The sequence below is a fragment of the Microcoleus sp. FACHB-831 genome (assembly GCF_014695585.1).
In the GTDB taxonomy this organism is placed as follows: domain Bacteria; phylum Cyanobacteriota; class Cyanobacteriia; order Cyanobacteriales; family FACHB-T130; genus FACHB-831.
The window spans coordinates 97,358-123,373 of record NZ_JACJON010000073.1 but is presented as its reverse complement, the minus strand read 5'-3'; the positions used below and the strand labels follow the sequence as shown (position 1 = coordinate 123,373).

The window sequence follows — 26,016 nt, the reverse complement described above, 5'->3', positions numbered from 1 at the left end:
TATTTGTTTAAAAAGTCAGTTGCGTCTCGCGATACTAAATATTTATGCGTATAAAAAATGTTGGCTATGGTGTAACTTCTGTCGCTCCTAAAAGCGGAGAATTGACTTTTTTATGCAGCCTGTCGATTGCACAATTAATAATCTCTTTCGCGACATTGATTCCTGTAGCTTGTTCAAAAGCACTCCACATCGGTGTAGGGTTAGCTTCGATGATATAAAGTTTGCCATCGCAATCTTCACCAACATCTATACCATAAATACCTTTTTGGCTTACATTCTTAACAGTAAAATCTACTATATTTGGCACATTAGCTACTACAAAACTGCCGCCTTGTGCAGCATTAGCCGCTAAACTTCCTGGTTTGGCTTTTTTCTCAACTGCTCCCAAACATTTACCGTCAATTACCATCACGCGGTATTCGGATTTAAACCGTACAAATTCCTGGAGCAGTATTGGTACGTTATTCCCGGCATTTTGAATAAAGAAATTTTTGGCATACTCTAGCGCTGTATATCGATCGTTTAAAAGCTCAACGCCTATACCTCCCCTACCATTGAAAGGCTTAACTATTAAAGGGAATTTGTCTGATTCAGCTAGCTCGTTAATTAACTGCGTTGCGTTTTCTATATTAAAAGCAGGGTAAGAATTTATCCCTATTTTTTTTTTATGATGTCTAAGAGCTGGTAATAGTTTAGAATTTACTTTACCTGTAAATCTTGCTAGTGGGTCTATCACATCGCAATTACAAGCTGCTAGTGAATTAACTAAAATAGCTGTTGATTGTTCGCTGCCTACAATACGTCGTACAATTAGGGTTGTTAAACTTGTTATATCCTTATTATCAAGAATAATTTTTGGTTTTTCTAGTTCTCGGACAAATTTATAGCTAATCTGGGAAGGGTTAAATACTAAAACATCGTCATATACTTTTTTGGCTTCTTTATAGAGGCTGATTGTTTCATAATTAACAGAGTTAGGTGATTCTAAGTAAATTTGGTCACTATCTGAGCTACAAATTCCCAAGGTTTTCACTTGAAGCCTCCTGAATATAAATAGCGTTAAAACTACTCCTATTGCTAGAAAAAAACATTGTGTAGCTAACGAAGTACTGTTGCTTGTGCGATGTCAGAGAGTTGCCAGTCATAATATCATGCACTGGGCGATCGCTCCCCCTCATTAGCCAAAGGTAAGTTTACGGCGATCGCGCTTTGCGGAATACCTAGTTTAAATAAATATCGATGTAGGCGTTGTATCTTAAAATCCATAACAGAGGGCATCTCTTGCTGCCAACTTAAAAACATTTTTTTACTTTTTAATCGCCAAACTTAATAATCTTTCCCCCACATTACTTAAATTGACACGAATGGGGATGACGGCTCGCGAAGTTACTGGCAAATTTAATATTCGACGCGATCGCTGTTTTTCCCTAAAGTCCCTTCTTTCTCCAAAAATTCGATTATTTTCCCCGCCACATCTTTCCCGGTCGCCTTCTCAATACCTCCCAGACCAGGCGAAGAATTCAACTCCATCACCACTGACCCGTGATTTGACCGCAGTATATCCACACCCGCAATGTTAAGCCCCATCGTTTTAGCAGCCCGTACCGCTATACTGCGCTCCTCTGGTGTCAACTTAATTTGTTCGGCACTCCCCCCCCTGTGCAAGTTAGATCTAAACTCCCCAGGCGCACCTTGCCGCTTCATAGATGCAACAACCTTGTCGCCAACCACAAAGCAACGAATATCCATGCCATCCGCTTCCTTGATGAACTCCTGCACCAGAATGTTGGCATCCAAACCCCGAAAAGCTTCGATCACTGACTTAGCCGCCTGCGTAGTTTCCGCCAAAACTACGCCAATGCCTTGAGTACCTTCTAGGAGTTTGATCACCAAAGGAGGGCCACCCACAATATCGATCAAACCTTCAATATCTTTTGGTGAATGAGCGAATCCAGTTACTGGCAACCCAATACCTTTTTTAGCCAACAACTGAAGACATCGTAGCTTGTCGCGCGATCGCGAAATCGCCTGAGAACGGTTAGCCGTGAACACGCCCATCATTTCAAACTGCCTCACCACCGCCGTCCCGTAGAACGTTTTTGACGCCCCAATACGGGGGATAATCGCATCAAATCCTTCCAACGGTTGCCCCTTGTACACGACAATCGGTTTGTGGGCGGTAATGTTCATGTAACAGCGTAGGTAATCGATGACATGCATCTCGTGACCCAGCTTATCGCCAGCGTCCACAAGCCGCTTGGTAGAGTAAAGCGAAGCGTTCAGCGATAAGATACCGATTTTCATAATTCTTGTTTCTCTTGCTTTTGTTTAAATTTCTTAATCCCAGTTGGGCTGAGTAAAAATGACTTGTTTGCATTCACTAAAAATCTTCGGCGTACTGCCTCTCTACCAAGCAGCATCCGGAAAACCATTGTTTCGCGATTAGTCAATGTCAGTTCAATGGGCCATCTTTGTCCCAAAAGTTCGACCTGAGTCAGGATCACTGGTCGCAACTCTGATTGTCCGCCGGAATTGCGAACGTATCTTTCATCTATAAGCTCCGCCTCCGCTGTTACAGTCGTAGTGTTATCCCGTTGGTTGGGATGCACTTTGAATCTAACCATGCGTTTGCCATCGCGGTCAAAAGGCTCGATATCAAAAGCGTGCAATACACTGGAGCGTGCCCCCGTGTCAATTTTCGCTTTAACTGCGGAGATCCCAAGATCGGGCAGTGAGATCCACTCCCGCCATCCGATCGTCAACTGCTTTTGAGAAGATGTCATAATCTTTCCAAAAATGCCAATAAGGCCCTGTTCCTCAGAAAGGCAAAAGGTAAATTTTACCTTTTACCTTTTGCCTTAAACTGCTTAGTTTTAACTTAGGATTCTGGTAGTTGATACCGATCCACAATCCGCTTGGCGTACTCCGGTACGTGCGCCGCTAATTTCTCTGGATGATGCCGTCTGATGTAGAGATAGTTGCGAGTGAAGTGGGAGTCAATCGAGAAGCGGGCATATTCCAGACCTTTGGGGCCGATTTTTTCAATGACCACGCCCATCAGCTTTGCCGCCCACATTGGTAGGGTGACACCTTTATCGTAAGCTGGGATGCTCTGTTGCACGGCTGCATGGCGATCGCCTTTTGACATGACTGGCTGCGTTTCTAGCTGGTCTTGCACTAAGTCCAGCATTTCTTGCCCCCTATTATTCCGCACCACAATCCACTGCCAGCCAAAGGGTGCCCCCATGTAACCTACCACTAAATCGGCTAGGGAATTGACATAATCAAAACAACTCATGCAAGAGGGAGCAAAGACATCTTTGAGCTGATTGGTTTTAAGTCCAAAGAAAGGTACAGTTTCAGTCGAGCCATCTTCGTGTTTGAAGTGAACTCGGAAGTCTTGCATAAATTCGTAATGCACTACTGTTTCTGGGGAACGACTGGTAGTGTCCAGAAATTTTTGCAACCCAGCGCGAGTAACGTTATCTACACAGGGCGTACCTAAAACATAAAGTTTTTCTAAGCCTAGTTGTTTTTCTACAGCTCGTAATGCTTGAATTTGGCAACCAACACCAATTACTAGCAGCCGTTTCATGCCAGATTGCTCGATTTGCTCTAGTACGGAAAGGTTAGGCGATAGGGTTGGCTTATTCACCCGCGCTGCTAAAATTTCCTCTGCGGTACGAGCAATTATTGGCATTGGCCCAAAGCGGTCTTCTTTGGTATTCTGGACGCAGACAACGCCTTCAACTAAGCCGCGATCGAGCATGGCGATCGCAATGCTGCTGACTATTCCAGTCCACTGCGCTCCTTCAATTGGCTGCGTTTTTCGCGCCGCCATCATGTCTTGATTGACGCCAAAATACCAATCATCCTGGTTATCTAAGTTGCGGCTACGTCCGTGAGTCTGTTCTTCTAATTCAGTAATTTGCTGATTTATAAAAGCGCAGGCTTCTTTGACATAATGCACGTAGTATGTATCGCACAGACCGCATTCGCTACAGAGTTCTTTCGCAGGGCGGCGGGATAACGGTTTCAGGGCTTTAGCTTTAAGGTGGGGACGCACCGAAGTCATACTATAAACGGTTTATTAACGAGCGGGACAACTTTTCATCAAGATAACTCAAATACCACATTAAGATAAACTACAGTTCTATCTAATGGCGGTTGGCAATGAAAGTTAAGGTTTAATATGTAGAAAGTTTCTTGTTTATACGCAGAGTATAACTATTTATGGCTTACCCATTAAATTTAGAAAATGCCCTCTTCTCCATTTCCGAACCTGTAACTGGGTTTTCCTTGGAATCTGTTGTAGCAGAGCATGACGAGGAAGACTGCGAAGAGGAAGAAGAGCAGGAAGAAGACGAGGAGGAGGAAGAGGATGAGGAATACGAGGGCGAGGAAGAGGAGGAAGTCGAAGGTGGAGACGGCTCGGAAGGCTGCTCGGGTTAGAAATTGACTACTATGCCTAATAGCGTTTGATATGTGTCCGCTCGTTGCTTGTAAAAAGCTTTATCAGAGTTGCATACCTATCAAGCGATCGCAATAGGTAACTAATATTTCGTAAAAAATACCATACAAATGGGTAAGAGCTGATACATCTAATTCTTACCCATTTTTTAAATTTTATGAATAAAATTGGGTTTCAGGCGAGCAATTTAGAGCGATCGCCGTCTTATTAATTTTTATTAATAAAAGTGAATTTATATTGCAATAGCCCCGACATGGTTTGAGTGGGGCGATCGCATCTCTTCTCTATTACTCTGCGTTCTCTGCGGTTCGACTTCTTAAATCTTTGCACTCAAGACAGATAGAGAAGAGAGCGATCGCGTATTAATCAAACTTACTACTTTCTGCCCCCACGAAGGCAGAAATTTTCCCCACTTTGATCGCCTAAGCAGTCGCCAGTGTTTGTCAGAATCACGACTGATTTAACAGTAGAAAACTGCTTCAGAGTAGACTCTAGAGAACCTTTAGCGCGAGCATCGCTTCCTATCCCCCCAGAAATAACCGTCTTACAGAATTTTAGTCGAGCTACGCTCCCTGATAAGCTGACAGTAAAATCACTGCCACAGTTAGAACTGCCTCTAAGCTGAATCGGCTTAAGAAAACCTTGCTTTATCTCATTACTGGTAGGGCCAGCGATAACTTGTTCAATAGAATACTTGAGTACATCCCCTCTTTGCGTAGTCCGCAAAACTGGCTCAACGTAGCTGGGATTTTGATTGTTCTTAGGGTTCTTAGGTAAAAAGACTTTAACCCTATTTTGGGTCTGTTTAACCCCTGCTGATGGTTTTTGGTTATTTTGTTTTGCTTGCCCAACTTGCGCTAATTTTACTGACTGATTTGACTCTAGCGCTAATGCAAAATTCGAGGTCTTGTTTTCCATAGCGCTACCGCTGATAAGCGTCAGCAACAGGCCAAAAGATAGTAAAGTTGACTGATATTTGATAGACATTTTTCCTCCTGGTTTCTGGAATTTGATAGGGTAGTTTGGGATAGCGATCGCCAAGCCGCGCTTGAGCAACATATACTTAGCGATCGCCTTCTACAAACCCAGCCAGATTGCACTAGCTAGGTCAAAAAGCCTTAAGACAAAACTATTAGTCGGGGCGGACATCAAGACAGCCTTCTATAAATCCGACTTCTGGAAGCTTACCAACTCGGATGCGGCGTACAGTCTGCCCGTCAGTCTCAAACATGAGGCGCAAATTTTTGTCTCTTTCAGTTTTAGGGACAAACGTCAAGTATTTACCTTTTGTTGAATTAGGAAGGCGCGATACCTGAAGTTGTCCGGAATAAAGCGACTTAGTTCGGCTTTCTGTATCGCCAATTTTAGCACCGCTAACAGTAGCGATCGCTTTCGAGTCAATATCTATTCTGGCGATCTTACCTTTCGTCACCATAAATCTAACTCCATTCAACCCCGACGCTGGCTTATATTCCGAACATACAGCACTGGGTTTAGAACCAAGTGAAACCAGTTGCACGCCAGCAGCAGTTGACGCTTCAGCAACAGTCATACCAAGATCGACCGGGCCGATTCCATTAATAGCTAGTTTCGATTGTTCTGTCAGTTTTACAGTATTTTGAGGTTTCTTCAGACAAACGTTTTCTCCACTTTGATCGTTTAAGCAGTTACCTTTTGTATCTAGAACAATTACTGAACTGATATTAGAAAATTGCTTCAACGTAGCATCAATAGCCATTTTGGTACGAGCATCATCTAAGGTGCCGCCCCCAATCACCTTTTTACAAAATTTGAGTTTAGCAACTCCAGCCTTGCTCAAGTCTAAAGAAAAATCGCTGCCACAGTTAGATTTGCCTTCTAGCTTAATAGGGTTAAACAAACCCGAAGTCTTTTCCTGGGTTGTGGGGCCAGCTATCAATTGTTCAATAGCAAACCCTGCTAAAGAGGTTTTGCCCGTAGTCCGCACAACAGGCTCAACATAGGTATAATCTTCCATACTTTTGGGGTTTTTAGGGAAGAAAACCTTCACTTTGTTAAGAGCAGCTTTTGCTGGCATCACTGCCCCTGTAGGAGCTTGCGTAGTAGGGTTGCTTGCTTTAGTCGATGATTTTTTTGCTGGCGCGGCTGCGCCTGGAGGAGCCTGTATAGTAGAATTGTTTGCCTTGGTCGATGATTCTGTAGCTGTTGCGGGTGTCTTTACAGATTGAGCGGCATTCGTAACCCCGCTACCAATACTGATACCCAAAATTGTTAACAGACAAAAAGACAATAAAACTGGTTTGCGGTTAGTCAACATTATTAGTTCCAAGCTCTAGAATTGCTTACCTCTACACTGTAAAAAGCTCTCAAGATAAAACACGGTTAGTTGTGTGTCAATATTTTGATTGACTGCAACAGCGAACACATCTGGAAGACGAGAAAACCTAATGCAAGTTTCTAGGAAAAACCCCAATCCTCGCATTTATCGCGAAGCAACTAAAGCAGCAGAGGTAAACAGACTTTGTTTTTAATCTCCCTGAGTTCTAGCAGTGGATCGGGACAATAATGAAAGTGCCACAAACAAAGATGCCAATGCTGGTTTTGAGTCGCTAGGCTAACCCATACTGGATAATATGCAAAATCCTCGTCAACTAGCATTTCTCGCTCTCCGAGACGTTCATCGGGGGGCTTATGCAGATGTAGCCCTCGATCGCGTGTTGCACTCTTCAGACCTGAGCGCAAGCGATCGCCGTCTGCTGACAGAATTAGTTTATGGGAGTGTCAGGAGGATGCGATCGCTCGATTCTCTCATCGATCAACTAGGCAAAAAGAAAGCCTCACAACAACCTCCAGACCTCCGCACGATTCTACATCTAGGCTTATACCAACTCCGCTATCAAGAGCGCATTCCCCCCTCCGCCGCCGTTAATACCACCGTCCAACTAGCTAAAGAAAACGGATTTTCGGGACTCACAGGTGTCGTTAACGGTCTGTTGCGGCAATATATCCGTCTAACACAAGTCCGGAGTCCGGAGTCTGGAGTCGAGAGTTCTAAATCAGAAACTCCCCTCAGCACTCACTCAGACCCCCTGACGCTGCCGCAAAACCCAGTCCAGCGTTTGGGAATCTTGCACAGCTTTCCCGACTGGATTGTGGAATTGTGGCTAGAACAGATTGGTGAAGCGGAAACAGAACAACTTTGCGAATGGTTTAACCAATCCCCCACCATTGACTTGCGGGTGAATCGACTCCGCGCTGACATAGAAACAGTTGAAGCAGCGCTGCAATCTGCTGGTGTCTTAACAAGCAGAATTTCCCACTTACCAGATGCGTTGAGATTAATTGGCAGCATGGGTGCAATTCAAAAACTGCCTGGGTTCAGCGAGGGTTGGTGGACAGTGCAAGATAGCAGCGCAACTCTGGTGGGATACTTATTAGATGCCCAACCAGGTGAAATGGTAATTGATGCGTGTGCAGCGCCGGGGGGAAAGACAACCCACATTGCAGAAATGATGGGAGATAGCGGTAAAGTGTGGGCATGCGATCGCACTTCTTCCCGCCTCCGCAAAGTCAAGGAAAACGCCCAACGACTCCACCTCAACTCAATTCAAATCCTCACGGGCGATAGTCGCAACCTCCCCCAATTTACCAACTCAGCCGATAGAGTATTGCTAGATGCTCCCTGTTCGGGACTTGGAACCCTGCACCGTCGCGCCGATGCGCGTTGGCAGAAAACACCAGCAACAGTTGAGGAACTTTCTACTCTTCAAGGGGAACTATTAAAGCAGGTAGCCACTTGGGTGAAACCTGGAGGCATTTTAGTTTATGCAACCTGCACCCTGCATCCGATGGAAAATGAAGCCGTCATTCAACCTTTTCTCGACCATCACCCTGGCTGGCAAATCGAAGCGCCGCCGGAAAACTCACCAGCAGCAGGCTTTACAACCCCAGATGGCTGGATTAAAGTCTGGCCGCACCGTCATCATATGGATGGGTTCTTTATGGTGCGACTGAAACAGGGTGTAGGGTTGTAGGTAGTTGTTATTAGTTACTACCTGTTACCCAAAAAGGAAAAAGCTATGTCAGCTAATTCTAGTGTTAAACAGCTTGTCAAGATTCTCATCGGTGCTGCTTGGATAGACGGCAAAATTCAGCCAGAGGAACGAGACTATCTCCAGCGAGTGGTGAAGGAAAATGGTCTCGCTGAAGATCGCGAAATTCAGCCGTTGTTATATGAACTCAGGCCCGTGCAAGCCAACGAGTGCTATAACTGGGTGCAAGATTATTTAGGCGATCGCCCCAGCCCAGAAGATTATCAGCGTTTGGTTGAATCTATTAGCGCCTTAATTTATAGCGACGGTGACGTGGCGAACGAGGAAGCTAAACTGCTGAATCGATTGCAGCTTCTCGACCCAGCCACTGCCTCTCCCAAATCTGGCAATAAGACTGTACTCGCAGCGATTCAAAAACTCTACCGCCGCTGGGTTGACCATCAAGACTAACAATTCAGGTCTGCTCTTGAGTCTAAAGTATGAACTCCATATATCAGGCACATCCTCTGGGTGTGCCTTTTTTATCAGGACTTACCCACCAACTCCACATATATTACGGGCGCCCCTACTCATGGCGGTGTACCACTAATTTGCGTAATACCATTTGGGTTTAATCTGGCTACATTTGAAGAGCTGAAATTTCCTACTGGCGTCGGCGTTTCCAATCCAAAATCCAAAATCCAAAATCCAAAATGCTATAAGTCCTGTTTATGGTTGCGAACAGCACTCTCCCGGTCTGGTTTTAGCAACCCATTTCCTTGCAAACCCGCAACTAATTTACGCTATTAACGTCTTTAATACTTAAGGGCACTCTATTCTAAAAAAGCTAAAAATGTTCCCGACATACCCATTTATACCTAAAAAAAGTAAATTTATTGAAATTGCTATTTGTAGGAACATCTTAGTTAGTTTCATGTCTAATAAAACAAAGGCACATGAGTTTGGGAGAACGCACTCAATGTTTAACTTCAAGAGCTTCAAATCTACGACTTCTTTACTATTACTGATGGGGATGACAACAGGTTCGTTGATGCCAATTGTCGCACCAATATTGGCTCCTGCACCTGCTGTTGCTCAAAGCGCTGGTTTTAGCGATGTAGCGTCTAGCTACTGGGCTAAGGATTTTATTGAAGCCCTCGCTTCAAGGGATATTATCAAAGGATTTCCGGATGGAACCTTCCGCCCTCAAGACCCAGTAACGCGGGCACAATTTGCGGCAATGCTTCGGCAAGCCTTCAATAAGAATAAATCCCGCGATGCTGTCAGATTTACAGATGTATCGTCCTCCTACTGGGCTTACACGGCGATTCAAGAAGCTTATCAGACAGAGTTTCTATCAGGTTATCCCGGCAATATCTTCAGACCGGAACAAAGAATTCCCCGCGAACAAGTTCTAGTTTCTTTAGCCAATGGATTGGGTTATTCTGCAACTAATGCAGTAGCATCAGATTTGCAATTTTATAACGATGCTTCTGCAATCTCTAGCTATGCTCGCAATAGTATTGCCGCTGCTACTGAGAAGAAAATTGTAGTAAACTATTCCAATGTCAAGCAGCTAAATCCGGGGCGAAATGCTACTAGAGCAGAGGTGGCTGCTTTCATCTACCAAGCATTAGTTAGCGCTGGTGATGCGGCGGCAATCAGCTCACCTTACATTGTGGCTCTAGTTGACGATACCCCACAAAACACGGCAGTAACAATTCCTGCTGGAACCGCTATTCCAGTCAGGTACGAAAAACAAAAAATTCTCGTAACTCCTGATGAAAAGGCACCGCTGACGTTGACCGTAGCGGCTAACATTCAAACCAATCAAGGAACGGTAGTAATCCCATCAGGAAGTGAGGTAGTTGGGGAATTGCAACCTGCTACTGGAGGGTCTCAGTTTGTTGCCAGAGAGTTGCGTCTGCCTAATGGTCAACGCTTGCCTATAAGTGCTAGTTCTCAGGTGATTACAAAAACTGAGCAGATTTCTAAGGGCACTAGCGTCAGGACTGTCATTAAGGATACCGTATTGGGTGCGGCAGCGGCAGCGGCGGTTTCTGCTGTGACGGGCGATCGCGCTATTGCTACGGAAGAAGTTCTAGGCGGCGCTGGGATTGGTACTCTGATTGGGCTGTTCCTCGGTAAGGACAAAGTTAACTTGATCGTGGTTGAGCCTAATACAGCTTTGAGTCTGAAGTTAAACCAAGACTTAACGGTTCAGCCGTAAGTGAGATGTATGGGCGGGTTTACCAAAATATATGGCATTCCCGCGACATTCTTTAACCATCTGCCCTTAAAGTTTTGAGTAAAAAGAAGCGTTGGAAGTTGGGCGATCGCTTCGCCACAAATCCCGGCTTAGTCTGCGAACTAATCCTCTGGAGTTTCTTGAAACCCGTTTTCTTTAAGAAAACGGGTTTCACGTTTGAAAAGCGAAAATTTTTCGCATTTGAAATTTCAAAACTTAGCCAGCGGCAACCAGACAATAAATGTCGTTCCGTGCCTTCCGTCTAATGAATGAGCATCTGTAGTCCCGGCGTCGTAGGCTGGGCTAATTACTTGTATTTCACCTTTCATTTGCTGGACTAACTCTCGCGCGATCGCCAGTCCCAATCCTGTACCCGGTATCTCTGTTTGAGCTTGCACTCCTCGATAATGTCGCTCAAAAAGATGTTCTTTATCTTGTGGGGGAATGCCGGGGCCAGTGTCGGTAATAGCGATCGCCTGGAAATCTCCCGCAGAGCAATGTTTTTCTTTCCCAACATCGATATAAACATTCCCGCCTGCTGGAGTGTATTTCAAGGCGTTGTCGATGAGATTGTTCAACACCTCGCGCAATGCCTTGGCATTAGTTTGGACTGAGGGTAAGTTTGGGGGAATGTTGGCAACTAATACTAGATTTCGTTCTTGCGCGATCGCCCTTGCGGAATCCAAAAGCGGTTCTAAGATTTCAGCTAGCTGGCATGACTGGGATTGCGGTTGGCTTCCCGCCACCGTGTACGGTAACAAAGGGATTGGCCGATTATCTTGTGGCGTCGTGGGGGGCAATTGTTCGCGGGGTGCTGAGTTGGCTGCTGTCAGGTCAATTGCTTGGTCGAACTGTTGCAGCAACTCTTGCAGGCGATCGCTTTCCCGCACAATACTATTAGCCACTTCGCGGTTAGCATCTCCAGGTCGCAAGCGTCTAATTAACAGCTTGCCAAACGTGCGTATAGCTGTCAGTGGATTGCGAAACTGGTGCAGCAAATCATCCATCAAGTCGCGCTGTTGCGCCTGAAGCCGTTGTTGCAACTTCACCTGATGTTCCAACCACTCACGCTGCCGATCCATGATGCAAGCTATAGCCAGCGTCTGAGCAATCCTTTCAATCTGAAGCTTTTCTCCATCATTCCAGGGGCGGTCATCCCTTCCAGTCACCAGCAACCCCATCACCGTACCTTCATGCATCAGCGGCAAAACAATTTGTCGCTGTCGCCCCAGAGGATTTTCTCCCCCATCGGGTTGAGTTGAACTTATCTGGGCATTATCGCGTTGCGAGCGGGAGGAGGGCTGTAATTTTCCTGACGGTAAGCGGCGAATCTGGTCAAATCTGCCAGTCGCGTCTGCTAAACGCCACCTCGCCCGATTTTCTTCCCATACAGCACCTGTTTCCGGATATACCACTATGGGAATTAGCTTTGCATCGCCTGATTCTACCAGTTCTTCGGTTAAATAGATTGCACTCAGAGCCGCTCCCAGCCCTTGAGTTAGAAGTGCCACCTGCGATTGGCACAAAGCAACAAATTCTGAACTGGCCATTATGTCCATGCGGTAGCTAGGGGCTAGGGATACAGTGTGGCATGATGCCCAAAGTAGATTTTTGCGTTTTGCGTTTAGCTTCAGCGAAGCTTGTTAGATGCGCTTACGCGCTATACACAAAGGACTTTCTTAAGCCATCTGTCCATACAGGCGATATTGCGCGGTCTCGCCCCGCTCAACGTACCAAGTCGTTGCTCTCCAGTTTATCCTGGTCTTACGGTTTATTGACTATAGACTATTGCCTTATCAACTGTAGACTTCCTCAAGTTGGAATTCCACAGCCTCAGATCCCTATTTTCACCCCTCGCCAGCTTCTATTTATTACTTTTGGTTAAGCTTTGTATATTTTATTTTAATATAACTCTCTTTTCAGCACCCCCCAAGGGGGCTTAAGCTTTGTACTTGCAGCACTTGACCGATTTGGCTAAATAGTTTAATACAAGTTGATTTTTTAAACTCAAACGGATATACTTGCGACGGCTTTTGTAACTACCATTACAACTGCTGTCTGAAACAGGAGGTAAGCAGGTTGGCAAGAAGACGCAAGCGCAAAAGTCGCCGTCGCCAGGAAGGGCGCAGAATTCTGGAACACGTGCCTCAGTTTAGTATCGAAAGTGGGGAAGATAAACCAGTTACCGCGGCGCGAAAATTTATTCAATCAGAGGGTATAGTTCCACCCGCATTACTGCTAGTGAAGCGGAACGAACACACAACAGACCGCTACTTCTGGGCAGAAAAAGGTCTCTTCGGTGCCCAATACGCAGAAGAGAATCATTTCTTGTTTCCTAGTCTTAGGGTAATTGACAACACCATAGAGAAGCCTGCGGTCGCAGTTCGCACCAGCTGAGACTTAGACAAAATAGGCATCTCTAGGCGTATTGCCAAGAGAAGTGGGATAAAAATACCCTGGCAAAATTAAGTGCAGCCATTTTTTTAATACAAGGTAAAAACTACACTAGGGCATAGGTCACGTAAACCTTAAGGAGGAGTCTGAAACGACTCGTCATCAGAACGCGATACCTGAGTAAAGGTAACTTGAAAGGAGAGTCTGAGCTTAAGAATCCCACTCCTTGTAGGTGCGGGAGCGTACAAGAGTCAGTAGGTTGTAAGAAGGAATAATTATTCCGCCTACCGCCTTCTGGCTTGCAGGCTTTGCCCGATGCTTCACTCGCAGGTCTTTAACTGCAATGCCTGTTGTAGAGAAGCCAGTTCGTCGCGGTGGGCGGTGACGGTAAGGACACTTTGTGTCTCATTTCCTTCACCGACTACTGCTTCCACCTTGAGAGATACAATCTCTGGGCGTGCAGCTTTTTGCCAGTAAAAAATTCCTGCTGCGGGTGCTAATAGAAGCAATATTAGAAAAACGCCGCCCGCTTGAGGAAATAATTGAGATAAAACCAGCACCAGACAAAGGATGCCGCACAAAGCTAGCAGAGTTAAGAAGATAGCTAGAAACCAGCTGGGGCGGACAAATCCTTGGAAGGTGACTTTATTTTGTTCGGCATCTAGGGCGGTAACTCGGTAGGAGCGGGTTTGAAAATACTGCTGCAACTGAGAAAAGAGAGATGCTTCTGGTTGTTGAGCAATTAGTTTAACTTGTTCCGTGCGATCTTTAACAGAAGCCCGGATAAAGAAAAACAAACCGACTGCTAGTAAGAGCGTTAGCAGGAATGTAGAAGAGAGAATAGTCGTATTCACAGATTTTAGGTAAAGAGAGGCAACATTGCTACTACTTTACAAGTTGCTTGCCCCTGAAGATTACTACCCGCTTCCTTCGCCCCGCGCGATCGCTTGAGCCGATAAGGAATCGAGAATTTTCAACAATACACTAAAGCTTCGCAAATTAATAGTAGTGCCCACCAGCGCCCAAGTCGGGCAAGGGGTGGGCATAGCCCCGGCTAATGCTAGCATCGCGGCGATCGCGATGCCACGGAGCGTCGCAGCCGCAACCCTGAAGCGATATAGGATGCATTACAACCCTAATTGCTAATTACTTGTCTGTCCCTGTTTAGATAATCACGCCAAAGCCCGGCAAGTTCCTGAGCGCGATCCTGCCAAGTGGAGTTGATTTGATACATCCTACGGGGGCGTCCTCTTCCTTCGACTTTTTTCCAGTACCCTGCGATCGCCCCTGTCTCTTCAAGAAACTTGAGTGCGCTATAGAGAACGGTGTCGCTTAGGCGATAGGTTGGGTATTCCCTCTCCAGTCGCGCTATGAGTTCTGTCCCGTAGGATTCTCCCTGCAACAAGACTGCTAGGACATAACATGCCGCTAGTTCCTTGTTGAGATAAGTCGGAGGAGGGTCTTGAAAAAACTGATAGATATCGTCAAATTTCATCTGATTAACCTGCTTTTCACCCCAACCAAACGCATGTTCAGTGGGATAGTCTTGGCCATTCTAACGATGCATTTGTCCACCTGAAACCTTATAGGAAACAGTGTGACGGGCACACAGGCACCCTCAGCCATTAATTTTAGACACTGTAATCCGCGTTGGGAGCCAGAGTAGATGTCTGATTTTACAAGTCCAATTGGTGTGCTACCGGAATTGAAACAGATAGAACAACAACTGCTCCTTGGTGGGACGAAGCTGCGATCGTAAATTTGGTTTGCACAGCGCCTCCGTGCAGTCTCTGTCTACGCACCTGTAAGTCTTTAATTTGGTAGTGCGATAAAAATTCCTCCCAGGCGGGGTAGCGAGACGAACCCTGGTAGACTTCACCCAAAGCGCTAGAAGATTGCTTTAAAATTGGCTTTTTCACCTTGTCGGGCTTGACTTGGTGACTTGGAATAGCCGCAATGCTGCGCGTACTGACGCTGTTCGCCCTTTGGTATTTTTGGCCTATCGATATCGGCTTGTCAACAACAGTTCTTTGGTAGACCACCAAACTACATACGAGAGCAACGGCATAAGCACCGTTAGCCAAATGCTTTTTCAGTGTCGTTCCTAAAAACTCCATCGTACTGCACCAATCGAAACGGCTTAAAAAAGTAATGACAGGCGATGATAGGGGTAGCCTGAGTAAATCAGGAGCCTACATTCTTAGTTTGACGAAAGAATTGTTTCAAAAGTTCTCCCCAAAAAAAAATTATGTGACTTAGGCCATAGTTGAATTTGCTCGGGGTGGCGTCAAGAGCTTGCAATATGCTTGTCTGCCCAAATTCACCCTCAATAGCAGCAGATTGCCAAACGTTTATTGTCAAAGGGATGGCAATAAACGTTTGAAATACGACAATTTAAACAGCAGCTGTTGCCTGGACACATTCGTCACAACCCAGTCATCAGATTTAGATCTATATGCCAGAAACGACAGACACCCCGACCGTTCCCTCAGCCCTAAAGCGAATTGCCCTCACCCTGCGACTAACAAGCTGGATTGGCTTCTGGTTTCAGTTAGTCTTAGCCGTTGTTGCCACTGGGCTTTTTTTGGTGGGGGCGTTTCGGTTTGCCCAGCCTAGCGCCAACACCGGAGCCAGCAATGCAGGGACGGGAGGAGCGACTTTTTTTGCAGTTTGCGGCCTCTTAGTGCTGTATTTCAGTATTTATCAAGCTTTTCGTTGCGTCGTCATCGCTCGCAAGCTGCTAGATCCCAATCCCAACCTCCGCCCTAAAAAGGCAGACACCATTCAAGTATTGCGGCTTGGATTGGTTGTGAGTTTGGTGGGAATGTTACTTAACATTGTGGGTGCACAAGCCATCACAGGCGCTCTAGTAGCCAAGTCTTTGTCCCAACCTCAAGGTGTGCAACTCTTAGACCCCCAATCTATCAACCGCCTAATTCAACCGCTGGATATCCTTGTTGTGCTGGCGAACACCCACACCATTACCGCTCACTTTGCCGGAATCGCAGCGTCAATTTGGCTTATGAATCGCATCGCCAAACAGTAAGGCGAGAGGGGGAGCAGAGGGGTAGTGGAGTAGGGGAGTAGTGCAGATTAAACTCAAAACCGGAGGCGCAGTTGTCTGCGCCTCTGCTCAAAACTCAGTTCCCCATGCCCCATCCCTCATGCCAAATTACCCATAACGCGATCGCAGTGATATCCTGATTTATTGGCAGCAACAGCTGGGAGAATGTGTGCTAGACCTCAAGCAAATAAGAGAAAATCCACAAGCAGTCCAAGAACGCCTAGATCGTCGCGGCGTCGGTAAATATGACCTACAACCTATTTTGCAGCTAGACCAGCAGCAACGGGAACTGGAAGCGAAGCGAAATCAACTCCAAGCCCGAGGCAACGAAATTGGCAAATTAGTCGGTATAAAAATTAAACAGCTTGGCGACCCCTCTTCCCCAGAAATTCAAGCGCTGCGGGACGAAGGCAACCAAATCAAAAGCCAGCTTGGCGAACTAGAACCGCAGGAAAAAGACCTCAAAGCTAAATTAGAGGCTTTACTCCTAACACTCCCTAACTTGCCCAGCGAGTCCACACCCATTGGCAAGAGTGAAGAGGAAAATGTTGAAGTACGCCGCTGGGGTGACGAATACATACCCCAGAGCGCTACAATTCTCCCTCATTATGAAATTGGTGAAAAACTAGGGATTTTAAACTTCGATCGCGCTGTTAAAGTTGCTCAAACCCGGTTTGTAACTCTCATCGGTGCTGGTGCTGCCCTCGAAAGAGCTTTAATCAGCTTCATGCTCGACAGGCAAATCAAAGCTGGCTACACCGAAGTCATTCCCCCGTTTCTCATCAACAGCCAGTCACTCACAGCTACGGGTCAACTGCCCAAATTTGCCGAAGAAAGCTTCAAATGCGACCAGGATGACCTCTGGCTCGCTCCCACTGCTGAAGTCCCAGTAACTAACCTCTACCGGGATGAAATTTTAGAAGCGTCGCAGTTGCCCATCTATCACTGTGCCTATACTCCCTGCTTTCGTCGAGAAGCTGGTAGCTACGGGCGAGACACGCGGGGATTAATCCGACTGCACCAATTTAACAAAGTCGAGTTAGTTAAAATTGTTCATCCCAGCACTTCAGAGCAAGAGCATCAGCAGTTAGTGGGGAATGCTGAGGCGATTTTACAAGAATTGAAGTTGCCATATCGGGCGATCGAGTTATGTACCGGAGATTTGGGCTTTGGTGCTGCCAAGTGCTACGACCTAGAAGTATGGCTGCCCTCAACTGGAAAATATCGGGAAATATCGAGCTGCTCCAACTTTATGGATTTTCAGGCGCGGCGCGGCAGCATCCGCTTTAAAGAAGCTGGGAAGAAGGGCACGCAGTTCGTACACACCCTCAATGGTTCTGGATTGGCAGTGGGGCGCACGATGTCGGCAATACTGGAAAACTATCAACAACCCGATGGAAGTGTGAGGATACCAGAAGCGCTGCAACCTTACTTGGGGCGAGAGGTTCTGTAAGCTTACTGACTGCACGCTCTAAAATGAAGAAGTGTGTAGCTCAGTAGCAATAAATACTTAACTATGAATGTTTTGGCGGCGATCGCAGTTTTAGCCCTCCTCATCCTGGTGCATGAGCTAGGCCATTTTATGGCAGCTCGTCTTCAAGGAATTTATGCCAATCGCTTCTCCCTTGGATTCGGGCCAATTCTGTGGAAGTATCAAGGGCCAGAAACAGAGTATGCCCTCCGAGCCTTTCCGCTAGGCGGCTTTGTCGGCTTTCCCGATGATGACCCAGAGAGCGACATCCCTGCCGATGACCCCAATCTGCTACGCAACCGCCCCGTCCTCGACCGAGCGATCGTTATCAGCGCTGGGGTAATTGCCAATCTAATATTTGCTTACTTTGTTCTTGTGGTTCATTCCGGTATCGTTGGCATACCTTCAGGGTTTAACTATCAGCCTGGTGTTTATGTTGGGCAGGTAATCTCAGAAAACACACCCGCCGCCCAAGCTGGGATTAAATCAGGGGATTTAATTCTCGCTGTAAATGGGAAGGATCTTCCGGCTTCTGAGCAGGCGCGTCCGTCCCTGATGAAAGAAATTCAAACTCATCCCAACAAGCCAATAGACCTGAACATTGAACGCGACAGCCAAAAACTTTCGCTGCGCGTCAGACCGGAACTAGGAGCAGACGGACAAGGACGTATTGGGGTGCAATTGAGTGCTAATGGCAAAAGTATATATCGTCGCCCCCAAAATATAGGCGAGGCTTTTGCTCTGGGAGCTGAACAATTCCAGCAGATATTTGTGGCTACGGTTGAAGGCTTTGGTAAGTTAATTACAAACTTCACAGAAACCGCCAGCCAGGTCAGCGGGCCTGTTGCGATCGTAGAGGCGGGCGCAAAATTAGCCGAGTCTAACACTCTGAGCCTGCTGTATTTTGCAGCAGTTATTAGTATCAACTTGGCTGTCATTAACATTCTGCCCCTGCCAGCGCTTGATGGCGGACAGTTAGCTTTTCTGCTGGTTGAGGGTCTGCGCGGCAAGCCCCTGCCGACCCGCATTCAAGATGGTGTAATGCAGACTGGGCTGATGCTGTTGTTGGGGCTAGGAATTTTTCTGATTTTCCGCGATACTGCCAATCTGGAAGGGGTACAGAAGTTATTTCGGTGAGCATTACTCGTAAGTGGTCGGTTAAGAAACAACGCGCTCTGGAGATTTTGATTCGCCTCAAGCGACTCTATCCAGAGGCTCCCTGTACGTTGAACTATGAAACCCCAGTGCAACTGCTGGTAGCAACAATTTTGTCTGCTCAGTGTACCGATGAGCGGGTGAATCAGGTTACGCCCGAGTTGTTTGCCCAGTTTCCCGATGCAGCGGCTTTCGCTGGTGCGGACTTAGAAGAGTTACAAAATCTGATCCGTTCCACTGGTTTTTATCGCAACAAGGGAAAAAACATTCAAGCTGCCTGTCGCCTAATTGTGGATAAATTTGGCGGACAAGTGCCAAAAAGAATGGAATTGCTCCTTGAATTGCCTGGTGTGGCGCGTAAGACAGCTAATGTCGTTCTTGGTCATGCTTACGATATCCATCAGGGGGTGACGGTAGATACTCACGTAAAACGACTTAGCTACCGTCTGGGTTTGACAGAAGAAACTGACCCCGTGCGGGTGGAGCGAGATTTAATGCGGCTTTTGCCGCAGCCAGATTGGGAAAACTGGTCGATTCGATTGGTTTATCACGGTCGGGCAGTTTGTAAGGCTCGCAAACCGGAGTGCTACGCTTGCGTGCTTGCAGATTTATGTCCTTCTGCGGATTTGTCTGAGGAGAATTTAGCTAATCTCAGCATCACAACCTCGCGTCAAACTTTGGAAATTTCTTTATAAGTTTCCAGTTGATGGCATTGGGATACAATGGAGAATGGTGTCTTTATTTGTGGAAACTAACAATCATGGCTAAAAAGAGCATGATCGAGCGTGAGAAGAAACGCCAGAAGCTTGTAGAGAAGTATGCCGATCAGCGGGCAGAATTGCAAGACCAATTTGATAGTGCTACTTCCCAACAACAGAAGCTGGCTATTCACCGTCAAATACAACAACTACCACGCAACAGTGCTAGAACCAGACTGCGGAATCGCTGCTGGGTGACAGGGCGTCCCAGAGGCGTATACAGCGATTTCGGTCTTTCTCGCAACGTCATGCGGGAATGGGCACACCAAGGTTTGTTACCGGGTGTGGTCAAGTCCAGCTGGTAGAACAAGAAAGTTATGAGTTATGGGTTACGAGTTCTGAGTTAATTCAAAACTCAAAACTCAAAACTCAAACTTAAATGTATTACTGGCCGCAGCAGCGATCTACGCCAAGACTATCTAAAATTAGATCGCTGACCGCATTGGCGATCGCAAACTCGCTATAAAAACTCTCTCGAAAGTCAAACGACTTCATTTCCATCAAAATTGCAATTACGAGCGAACCCAGGTCATTTTCCCCTTCCATGCGCTGTCGGACAAAAATCTGGGACGCTCGCGCGGCAATTTGCTCGTTAACGGCTTCTGGGATAAATTCTGTATCGAGCCACCTATGTAAGGCGTCTCGCAACCATTCACCCTCCTGCTGAGGATTCTCAACTGGTGGTAGCGTAATCGGTGGGATAGGTTGTGACATAGTATCTAGCATTCAGCTATTAGTTAAAAGCTTACCGTGAATAAGATAAAGTACATAATCGCTTCACAAACTAATTAATGCAGTTTGACGTTCCTACTATTATCCAGGGGTATGCCCAAGGCTACTTCCTGATGGCTGATGAGGAAAGCGAAGGCTTGGGATGGTATTCCAGTCGCAGACGGGCGCTGGTTCCCTTAGACGACAGCTTTCGCTATCCGAAGTCACTGCGGCGCGTTATCAACCAGGAGCGTTTTAGCGTTGCTGTGAATAAAGACTTTAAGGGCGTTGTCGCTGGGTGTGCTGACAGGGAAACAACCTGGATTTCGCCGGAGTTAAAGGAAATTTACTTGGCGCTTAATCAAGCTGGTTGGGCGTATAGTTTTGAGACTTGGCAAGGTGATGAACTGGCTGGGGGAATTTTAGGAATTGTTATCGGCGGTGCTTTTATTGGCGAGTCGATGTTTTATAGAATTCCAGAGGGGTCGAAGGTAGCGATGGTGAAGTTGGTGGAGAGATTGCGATCGCGCCAGTTTGTTTTTTTCGATGCCCAAATGATGAATCCCCACCTCGAACGTTTTGGAGCTTACATAGTTGACGATATTCAATATGAAGTTCTGTTGCGGCAAGCCTTAGAAAGCCATTGTTTTTTAGATTAGCTAGCCTATCATTATGGCAGATTAAATTTATTACCTAATAATGAGCGGCCTAAAACTTGTCAAAGAGTTGAAATTATGGCTTTTGGGTATAGCAGCAGGCTTAATTGCTCTTCATCTCCATTTGACGATGAGAATTGGAGATAATGACCTGTTGGGGGCTAGCGTTTTATTTTGGATTGCTGTATTGTCCTTACTTTGGAAAAAACGCGATCGCTTAAATCTAGAAAGTGGTATTTTTTCTACTTTTTTTGGTGCATCGCTGATTATTTTAATTTTTTTCAAGGCTATACACTTATCTAGCCAAGACTCTTTCGTCCGCATCTCACCTTTCATTTCAATATTAGGTTTGAGCCTCGTAGCTTCGGGTTTTAAAGGGTTAAAGCAATATTGGCAGGAACTTAGCATCCTCTGTTTTCTAGCCATAGCTCAAGGCTGGTTATTCCAGTTTGATATATCTGAATTAACAGCTAAATTCGCAGCTTTTGTGCTTTGGGTTTTAGGATTTCAAGTATCCCGCCAAGGTCTGCTAGTCAGTCTACCAACAGGAGCGATAGAGGTATACGCTGGCTGTTCCGGTACGGGGCTTATGCTTCAATTAGTGGGATTTGCATTTATCTTTTTAGTGCTGTTTCCCACTAACTCAAGGCAAAAGATATTAATTACTTTTGTGGCTGCGCTGCTGGGATTTGTAGTTAATGGTGTGCGTGTTGCTCTTATGGCTATTTTAGTAGCGTTATCTAATCAAAATGCATTTGACTACTGGCATAAAGGGGATGGCTCGGTAATATTTTCTATGATTAGTGTCATGGTTTTCGGGTTATTCTGTCATATTTTTATTTTACAAAAATCCAATATAAATCGAAGCAATATTGCATAGTGATGACAGCAAATACCCTAAATAGATAGGGGTAATCAAAGTAGAAAATTTCTAATTATGAAGAGATACTTATTATATTAGTATAAACACCATGAAACGTTGGGATAAAATCAGGATTTGGCTGGTGGCTGCAATTTTTGGCGGTGTACTGGCGGTTTTGGGGAATTCAATTTTATATCCTAGCGTAAGCGATCGCGCCCCTTCAGAATTCGTTTTTCCCACAACAATATCTTTACCTGGCTGGCAGGCTTTAGCAAGCAGCCCCCTAATTAATCAAACTACAGAAAAGCTTACTAAATACATTTCTGGAAGGCAATATCGCTACAGTCAGAAGGATTGGTTCCTAGATATTGAAATGCGCTATCTTGCTAATACAAACGGTGATATCAAAGGCTTAATAAAAACCTATAAAAATATCCCCAACTACACGGATAAAATTGTACCCATCTTACGCCAACAACAAGGAATAGGCTTCTATAGCCTTTTTGTTCATAGCGAACGAGCCTATCTTAGCGCCTGTATTAACCCGCGTGGCGGTAGTACAGTCACGGATGAACAGTTTAGGAACAATCGTATTATTTACGATGTGCGCTTGAGCCGCTTAATTCCCTGGTTGCTAGGTCGCGCAGAACTGCGAGATATGCGTTGTTTATGGGCGCATTTGTCGATACCCCTAAAAGATTATTCTGCTGTAGAAAATGCATATCAAACTTTAGAACAAGCCTGGGTTCCTTGGTATCAATGGTGGCAATACAAATTAGTAGGATGGGTATTGCCCACCCTAGTAATTATGATTTAATGGCGGGGTGTAGAGTTTTTCAATCCCATCAGCCGCTTCCAGCCAAAGTAAATTCCTAACAACAAAAGCCCTAGAATATTGCCGAACATTTTGGTGGGTTCTGGCACTTGGCTTGGGTCTGAAGATTGAGTGGATTGCCCCCCTTGACTAGGTGAATTAACCTGGTTGGATTGCCCTATTGCGCTGGGTGCTGGCATTGAATTAGGTAGCGCTGCTACATTCGTTATCGGCTTGGCAAGCCCTGTAGAAGATGACGTTTTCTTAGCTGTTTTCGCGGGAGAAAGTTGGGGCTGATTAGCATTTTTGCGAGAAGTAGTGTCACCCCTCATACCATCCGGATTTTCCACTGGTACTTGCATTTTCCTGGTGTTATTGGGATCGACTCGCACTTCTTCAGTGACGGCGACAAATGCGGTGTATTTAGATAGCAAACGATAAGCTAAAGCCGTATCGGTAACATCTTTGACGCCGGATGAAGTTTCACCCTGATACATTTGTTTCATCAATTCTTTAATGCGGGCGCGTCCCCAAAGTTGAGCGATCGCTGCGTTTCCAGCGCTGTCAAAATTGACTGGAATTGTCTTCTCATAACGTTTGCCACCCGCAGCAATCCCGGAAATCTTCAAAGTGCCATTGCTGCGATCTTGCTTGCGCCCAAACAACACTACTGGCTGATTTGCAAATACATCCGCAGGCTTTAGGGGATAAATTGCTGGTGAAGCGCCAGAACCTTGCCAGCTAACTTCAATATTTGTTAGCACAGGGCTGTTGATTTGTTGGAAGAACTTTTCAGCTACTTCCTGTGTGGGTTCATCCTGACGGACAACTTTTGCAGTTCCTCGTCCTTCCTCTGCCAAACGCTCAATTAAAAAGCGATTAACAGAACTTCCCACGCCAAAACTATAAAGCCGATTCCCCGGTTTAAGATTCTTTTGGACTGTTGCGATCGCTCGCACGTCGTCGCCTACCAATCCATCTGTAATTAGCACAACGCTACGCAGACGCCCTTGGGGAGCTGGTGGAAAATTCACAACAGTATTAATGCCATTAAGTAACTCTGTACCGCCGTCGGCTTGCAGCCGCTCGATATAACTTAGGGCTTTGTCGCGATTTTCTGGTGTATTTCGTAAAGGTGTTGGTGATAGCTGAGTTGTGCTATCGGCAAAGTCAATAATGGTAAATGTATCTTGGGGATTCAAGCCATTAATAAACCGCCGCATCAGTTCCTTAGATTTTACCAGCGGATCGCCTGATTGCGAACCAGAGGTATCCATAAGGAATACCACATCTTTTGGCACAATCTCATTAGTTTGATATTGCACTGCGGGGATTAAATATGTGGCAAAGTGTCCGCCGCGTTCATCTGCATCAGCAAGTACGGTAGACTGCGTTTCTTTACCTGCAACTTGATAGCGCAAAATGAGATCTTTGTTGGGAATTGTATCTTGTTTAGCCAACTCAACTCGCAGGATGCGTCCGTCTTTCGTAGTGCGGATTTGATGAGAAGTAGAGCGCACGTTAGAAACTTGTACGCCTGCTTCAATTTCTACCGTCACGCCAATATCTTGTCCGGCAATGTTTCCACCTGACTCTACAGGCGGGTTAATTGTTGATGCGTTGGCAACATTGCTATTGTCGCCATTGTTTGAGATGTAGCGCGGTGCTACCACCATCGGAAATACAAATTCGTAATCGCCTTTTTCAAACTTCAGGCTATTGGTATAGCGAATAGTGACATCAATTTTTTCGCCTGGTTTGATATTAGCTAGCGACTGAGTGAATATATTGTCGCGTTCTTGTTCGAGTAATCCAGCAGTTTTGCCTTGCTCTTTGGCTTGCTGATAAATTTGCTTTGCTTCTTCGCGTTTTTTGATAAGACCTCGGATGATGCGATCGCCTACTTTTATTTCCATATCATCCACCGCCGCATCTTCAGGGAGTGGAAATTTATAAACCGCTTCTAAGGGTTCTTTAAAGGGGTTTGTAAAAGTCTGCGTCACTTCCACCCGCGAGACATTACCAGCGACTTTCGCCATCACTTCGGTATGCTGCAACGGGAAAACTTGCTGCTTCCCATCTACTTCTGCAAACAAACCACTTTGTTGAGAGTGCGATCGCTCATCAGATTGTTGCGTCACCATCTGCGTTACAGGAGATACTAAATACCGAACTCCTGCGAATCCCAACACTAAAACAGCACCCGCCACTAGCCATTTTTTCTTAATTTCAAAACTAGCAACTGGGATAGGAGTTGAATTCAAATCTTGAAGGACTTCATCTGCTGAGTGGTAACGCTTATTTGTCGCACTTTGTAACATTTTATCGAGGATATTGCCTAACTGTAGCGACACAGAAGCTCCACTTTTCCTAGCCTTCTTCCCACGCGCACCGTTCGGCGTTTGACGTAGATAATGTCGCCAAACCCAGGCATCTTCGCTACCATCAAATAAGTCAAACGGAGGTATCTGGGTTAGTAGATGAATGCAGGTGACACCCAAACTGTATAAATCGCTAGCAAAAACGGCTTTACCTCTGACTTGTTCGGGAGCCGTGAAAGCCGCAGAACCAATTACCGTGCCAGTTCTTCCCAGAGTAGTTTCTGTTGTATATTTTGCAGCGCCAAAATCGACTAAAAACAAACTGCCATCAGCGCGACGGCGAATAATATTTTCTGGCTTAATGTCTCTGTGGATGACTTGATGGCTGTGGACAACCCGCAGTATGGGCAACAAATCATTAAGTAACTGTCGAATTTTGGTTTCGTCGAATGGCCCTTCTTCAGCTAATTCTTCTGCTAAGTTGCGACCATCAATAAATTCTTGTATTAAATATTGGCGTTGGTCTTGTTCAAAATAGGCCAACAGTTTAGGAATTCGCGGATGTTTGCCGAGTGACTCTAGGCGAGTCGCTTCTTTGCGAAATAACTCAGCTGCTTTTTCAGTATTGCTAGTGCCTTGTTGTTGAGGAAAAAACTGCTTAATCGCGCAATATGGTTGGGATGGGGAAGATTCATCAATAGCGCGAAATGTTCTGCCAAAGCCTCCTTGACCGATAAGCGCGATCGCTCTATATCTATCTTGCAGGAGTAATTTTGACCCGCAATTTTGGCACGTTTCGGCATTGCGATCGTTCTCTGGATGCTCGCAAGCAGGATTGAGGCAGTAGCACTGATTCCGATTTTGGGTTGTATTTTCTTGAGGCGGCAGTGTTGTCATAGCAGCTATTTTGGCTAACCGTAGCCGCTATTCTAGCCGCTGAATTTCGCAAGTGGAGGCAACATATACGGTGCAAAGCTTGACCGTGAAAGGTTTTTGAGGATATTCGACACTAAAATTTTTAGTTTGCCTAATTATAGTTGTTACCAAATTGGAATTAACCCTTATGGATGTTCCGCAATTA

The 26,016-nt window shown here is 45.8% G+C and carries 28 protein-coding genes; 13 read left to right on the top strand and 15 right to left on the bottom strand.

Annotated features, from left to right (window positions below):
• Positions 1–64: 64 nt before the first annotated feature.
• The 5 genes from H6F77_RS22840 to H6F77_RS22820 all read right to left on the bottom strand — a co-directional run bounded on the left by H6F77_RS22840 (position 65) and on the right by H6F77_RS22820 (position 4,075).
• The gene (locus tag H6F77_RS22840; RefSeq protein ID WP_190491206.1) at positions 65–1,033 is read right to left on the bottom strand and encodes an ATP-grasp domain-containing protein; all 969 of its coding nucleotides are present in this window, start codon (positions 1,031–1,033) and stop codon (positions 65–67) included.
• 116 nt (positions 1,034–1,149) lie between these two features.
• Positions 1,150–1,302 (bottom strand): hypothetical protein, encoded by a 153-nt coding sequence (locus H6F77_RS22835; RefSeq protein WP_190491205.1) that lies wholly within the window; start codon positions 1,300–1,302, stop codon positions 1,150–1,152.
• A gap of 96 nt (positions 1,303–1,398) precedes the next feature.
• Complete coding sequence (gene rimK, locus H6F77_RS22830; protein ID WP_190491204.1) at positions 1,399–2,304, bottom strand: 30S ribosomal protein S6--L-glutamate ligase; 906 nt, start codon at positions 2,302–2,304, stop codon at positions 1,399–1,401.
• Complete coding sequence (locus H6F77_RS22825; protein WP_190491203.1) at positions 2,301–2,783, bottom strand: ATP-dependent zinc protease family protein; 483 nt, start codon at positions 2,781–2,783, stop codon at positions 2,301–2,303. Before H6F77_RS22825 ends, rimK begins: the two co-directional genes overlap by 4 nt.
• A 95-nt stretch (positions 2,784–2,878) precedes the next feature.
• Positions 2,879–4,075: a Coenzyme F420 hydrogenase/dehydrogenase, beta subunit C-terminal domain gene (locus H6F77_RS22820; protein WP_190491202.1), complete on the bottom strand. Its 1,197-nt coding sequence runs from the start codon at positions 4,073–4,075 to the stop codon at positions 2,879–2,881.
• Positions 4,076–4,233: 158 nt separating this feature from the next.
• On the opposite strand from H6F77_RS22820, the gene H6F77_RS22815 reads away from it, so the two are divergent.
• Positions 4,234–4,452 (top strand): hypothetical protein, encoded by a 219-nt coding sequence (locus H6F77_RS22815; RefSeq protein WP_190491201.1) that lies wholly within the window; start codon positions 4,234–4,236, stop codon positions 4,450–4,452.
• 394 nt (positions 4,453–4,846) lie between these two features.
• On the opposite strand, the gene H6F77_RS22810 is transcribed toward H6F77_RS22815, so the two are convergent.
• Positions 4,847–5,530, bottom strand: coding sequence for a GerMN domain-containing protein (locus tag H6F77_RS22810; protein WP_190491200.1), 684 nt, complete (start codon positions 5,528–5,530; stop codon positions 4,847–4,849).
• A gap of 73 nt (positions 5,531–5,603) precedes the next feature.
• The gene (locus H6F77_RS28060) at positions 5,604–6,767 is read right to left on the bottom strand and encodes a hypothetical protein (protein ID WP_242022472.1); all 1,164 of its coding nucleotides are present in this window, start codon (positions 6,765–6,767) and stop codon (positions 5,604–5,606) included.
• Positions 6,768–7,083: 316 nt separating this feature from the next.
• On the opposite strand from H6F77_RS28060, the gene H6F77_RS22800 reads away from it, so the two are divergent.
• From H6F77_RS22800 to H6F77_RS22790, 3 genes are all read left to right on the top strand, one after another.
• Positions 7,084–8,484 carry a 16S rRNA (cytosine(967)-C(5))-methyltransferase gene (locus H6F77_RS22800; RefSeq protein ID WP_190491199.1) on the top strand — a complete coding sequence of 467 codons (1,401 nt, stop codon included), beginning with the start codon at positions 7,084–7,086 and terminating at the stop codon, positions 8,482–8,484.
• 45 nt (positions 8,485–8,529) lie between these two features.
• Positions 8,530–8,952 (top strand): tellurite resistance TerB family protein, encoded by a 423-nt coding sequence (locus H6F77_RS22795; protein ID WP_190491198.1) that lies wholly within the window; start codon positions 8,530–8,532, stop codon positions 8,950–8,952.
• A gap of 508 nt (positions 8,953–9,460) precedes the next feature.
• Positions 9,461–10,711 (top strand): S-layer homology domain-containing protein, encoded by a 1,251-nt coding sequence (locus H6F77_RS22790; protein WP_190491197.1) that lies wholly within the window; start codon positions 9,461–9,463, stop codon positions 10,709–10,711.
• A gap of 52 nt (positions 10,712–10,763) precedes the next feature.
• Here H6F77_RS22790 and H6F77_RS22785 read toward each other — a convergent pair whose 3' ends face one another.
• Both H6F77_RS22785 and H6F77_RS22780 read right to left on the bottom strand, forming a co-directional pair.
• Entirely contained in the window at positions 10,764–10,904 is a 141-nt protein-coding gene (locus H6F77_RS22785) for a hypothetical protein (RefSeq protein WP_190491196.1), read from the bottom strand.
• 34 nt (positions 10,905–10,938) lie between these two features.
• Positions 10,939–12,279, bottom strand: coding sequence for a GAF domain-containing sensor histidine kinase (locus H6F77_RS22780; protein ID WP_242022470.1), 1,341 nt, complete (start codon positions 12,277–12,279; stop codon positions 10,939–10,941).
• A 529-nt stretch (positions 12,280–12,808) separates the two neighbouring features.
• On the opposite strand from H6F77_RS22780, the gene H6F77_RS22775 reads away from it, so the two are divergent.
• Positions 12,809–13,126, top strand: a complete 318-nt coding sequence (locus H6F77_RS22775) for a DUF3155 domain-containing protein (RefSeq protein ID WP_190491194.1) — start codon at positions 12,809–12,811, stop codon at positions 13,124–13,126.
• Between the two features lie 317 nt (positions 13,127–13,443).
• On the opposite strand, the gene H6F77_RS22770 is transcribed toward H6F77_RS22775, so the two are convergent.
• The 4 genes from H6F77_RS22770 to H6F77_RS22755 form a co-directional block, all read right to left on the bottom strand.
• Entirely contained in the window at positions 13,444–13,977 is a 534-nt protein-coding gene (locus H6F77_RS22770) for a cofactor assembly of complex C subunit B (protein WP_190491193.1), read from the bottom strand.
• Between the two features lie 63 nt (positions 13,978–14,040).
• Positions 14,041–14,169, bottom strand: a complete 129-nt coding sequence (locus tag H6F77_RS28560) for a hypothetical protein (protein WP_255515846.1) — start codon at positions 14,167–14,169, stop codon at positions 14,041–14,043.
• Positions 14,170–14,258: 89 nt separating this feature from the next.
• Complete coding sequence (locus H6F77_RS22760; protein WP_190491191.1) at positions 14,259–14,618, bottom strand: PadR family transcriptional regulator; 360 nt, start codon at positions 14,616–14,618, stop codon at positions 14,259–14,261.
• A 181-nt stretch (positions 14,619–14,799) separates the two neighbouring features.
• A complete protein-coding gene (locus H6F77_RS22755) occupies positions 14,800–15,240 on the bottom strand; it encodes a hypothetical protein (RefSeq protein WP_190491190.1) in 441 nt (146 codons plus the stop codon).
• A 338-nt stretch (positions 15,241–15,578) separates the two neighbouring features.
• Between H6F77_RS22755 and H6F77_RS22750 the strand changes: the two genes are divergently transcribed.
• The 5 genes from H6F77_RS22750 to rpsN all read left to right on the top strand — a co-directional run bounded on the left by H6F77_RS22750 (position 15,579) and on the right by rpsN (position 19,876).
• Entirely contained in the window at positions 15,579–16,169 is a 591-nt protein-coding gene (locus tag H6F77_RS22750; RefSeq protein WP_190491189.1) for a DUF3611 family protein, read from the top strand.
• Between the two features lie 187 nt (positions 16,170–16,356).
• Complete coding sequence (gene serS / locus H6F77_RS22745; RefSeq protein ID WP_190491188.1) at positions 16,357–17,640, top strand: serine--tRNA ligase; 1,284 nt, start codon at positions 16,357–16,359, stop codon at positions 17,638–17,640.
• A 63-nt stretch (positions 17,641–17,703) separates the two neighbouring features.
• Positions 17,704–18,795 carry an RIP metalloprotease RseP gene (rseP, locus tag H6F77_RS22740; RefSeq protein WP_190491187.1) on the top strand — a complete coding sequence of 364 codons (1,092 nt, stop codon included), beginning with the start codon at positions 17,704–17,706 and terminating at the stop codon, positions 18,793–18,795.
• The gene (nth, locus tag H6F77_RS22735) at positions 18,792–19,508 is read left to right on the top strand and encodes an endonuclease III (protein ID WP_190491186.1); all 717 of its coding nucleotides are present in this window, start codon (positions 18,792–18,794) and stop codon (positions 19,506–19,508) included. The genes rseP and nth overlap by 4 nt, the downstream gene beginning before the upstream one ends.
• 65 nt (positions 19,509–19,573) lie before the next feature.
• Complete coding sequence (gene rpsN / locus H6F77_RS22730; protein ID WP_190491185.1) at positions 19,574–19,876, top strand: 30S ribosomal protein S14; 303 nt, start codon at positions 19,574–19,576, stop codon at positions 19,874–19,876.
• Positions 19,877–19,955: 79 nt separating this feature from the next.
• Here the strand turns inward: rpsN and H6F77_RS22725 are convergent, their stop codons facing one another.
• Positions 19,956–20,285 (bottom strand): DUF8822 family protein, encoded by a 330-nt coding sequence (locus H6F77_RS22725; RefSeq protein ID WP_190491184.1) that lies wholly within the window; start codon positions 20,283–20,285, stop codon positions 19,956–19,958.
• Between the two features lie 77 nt (positions 20,286–20,362).
• Between H6F77_RS22725 and aat the strand changes: the two genes are divergently transcribed.
• The 3 genes from aat to H6F77_RS22710 all read left to right on the top strand — a co-directional run bounded on the left by aat (position 20,363) and on the right by H6F77_RS22710 (position 22,617).
• A complete protein-coding gene (gene aat, locus H6F77_RS22720; RefSeq protein ID WP_190491183.1) occupies positions 20,363–20,941 on the top strand; it encodes a leucyl/phenylalanyl-tRNA--protein transferase in 579 nt (192 codons plus the stop codon).
• Positions 20,942–20,981: 40 nt separating this feature from the next.
• Entirely contained in the window at positions 20,982–21,818 is an 837-nt protein-coding gene (gene crtA, locus H6F77_RS22715; protein WP_190491182.1) for a cyanoexosortase A, read from the top strand.
• 91 nt (positions 21,819–21,909) lie between these two features.
• Positions 21,910–22,617 carry a cyanoexosortase A system-associated protein gene (locus tag H6F77_RS22710; protein WP_190491181.1) on the top strand — a complete coding sequence of 236 codons (708 nt, stop codon included), beginning with the start codon at positions 21,910–21,912 and terminating at the stop codon, positions 22,615–22,617.
• On the opposite strand, the gene H6F77_RS22705 is transcribed toward H6F77_RS22710, so the two are convergent.
• Positions 22,614–25,832, bottom strand: a complete 3,219-nt coding sequence (locus H6F77_RS22705; RefSeq protein WP_190491180.1) for a protein kinase domain-containing protein — start codon at positions 25,830–25,832, stop codon at positions 22,614–22,616. The two genes, H6F77_RS22710 and H6F77_RS22705, sit on opposite strands and share 4 nt — an antisense overlap.
• Between the last annotated feature and the right edge of the window lie 184 nt (positions 25,833–26,016).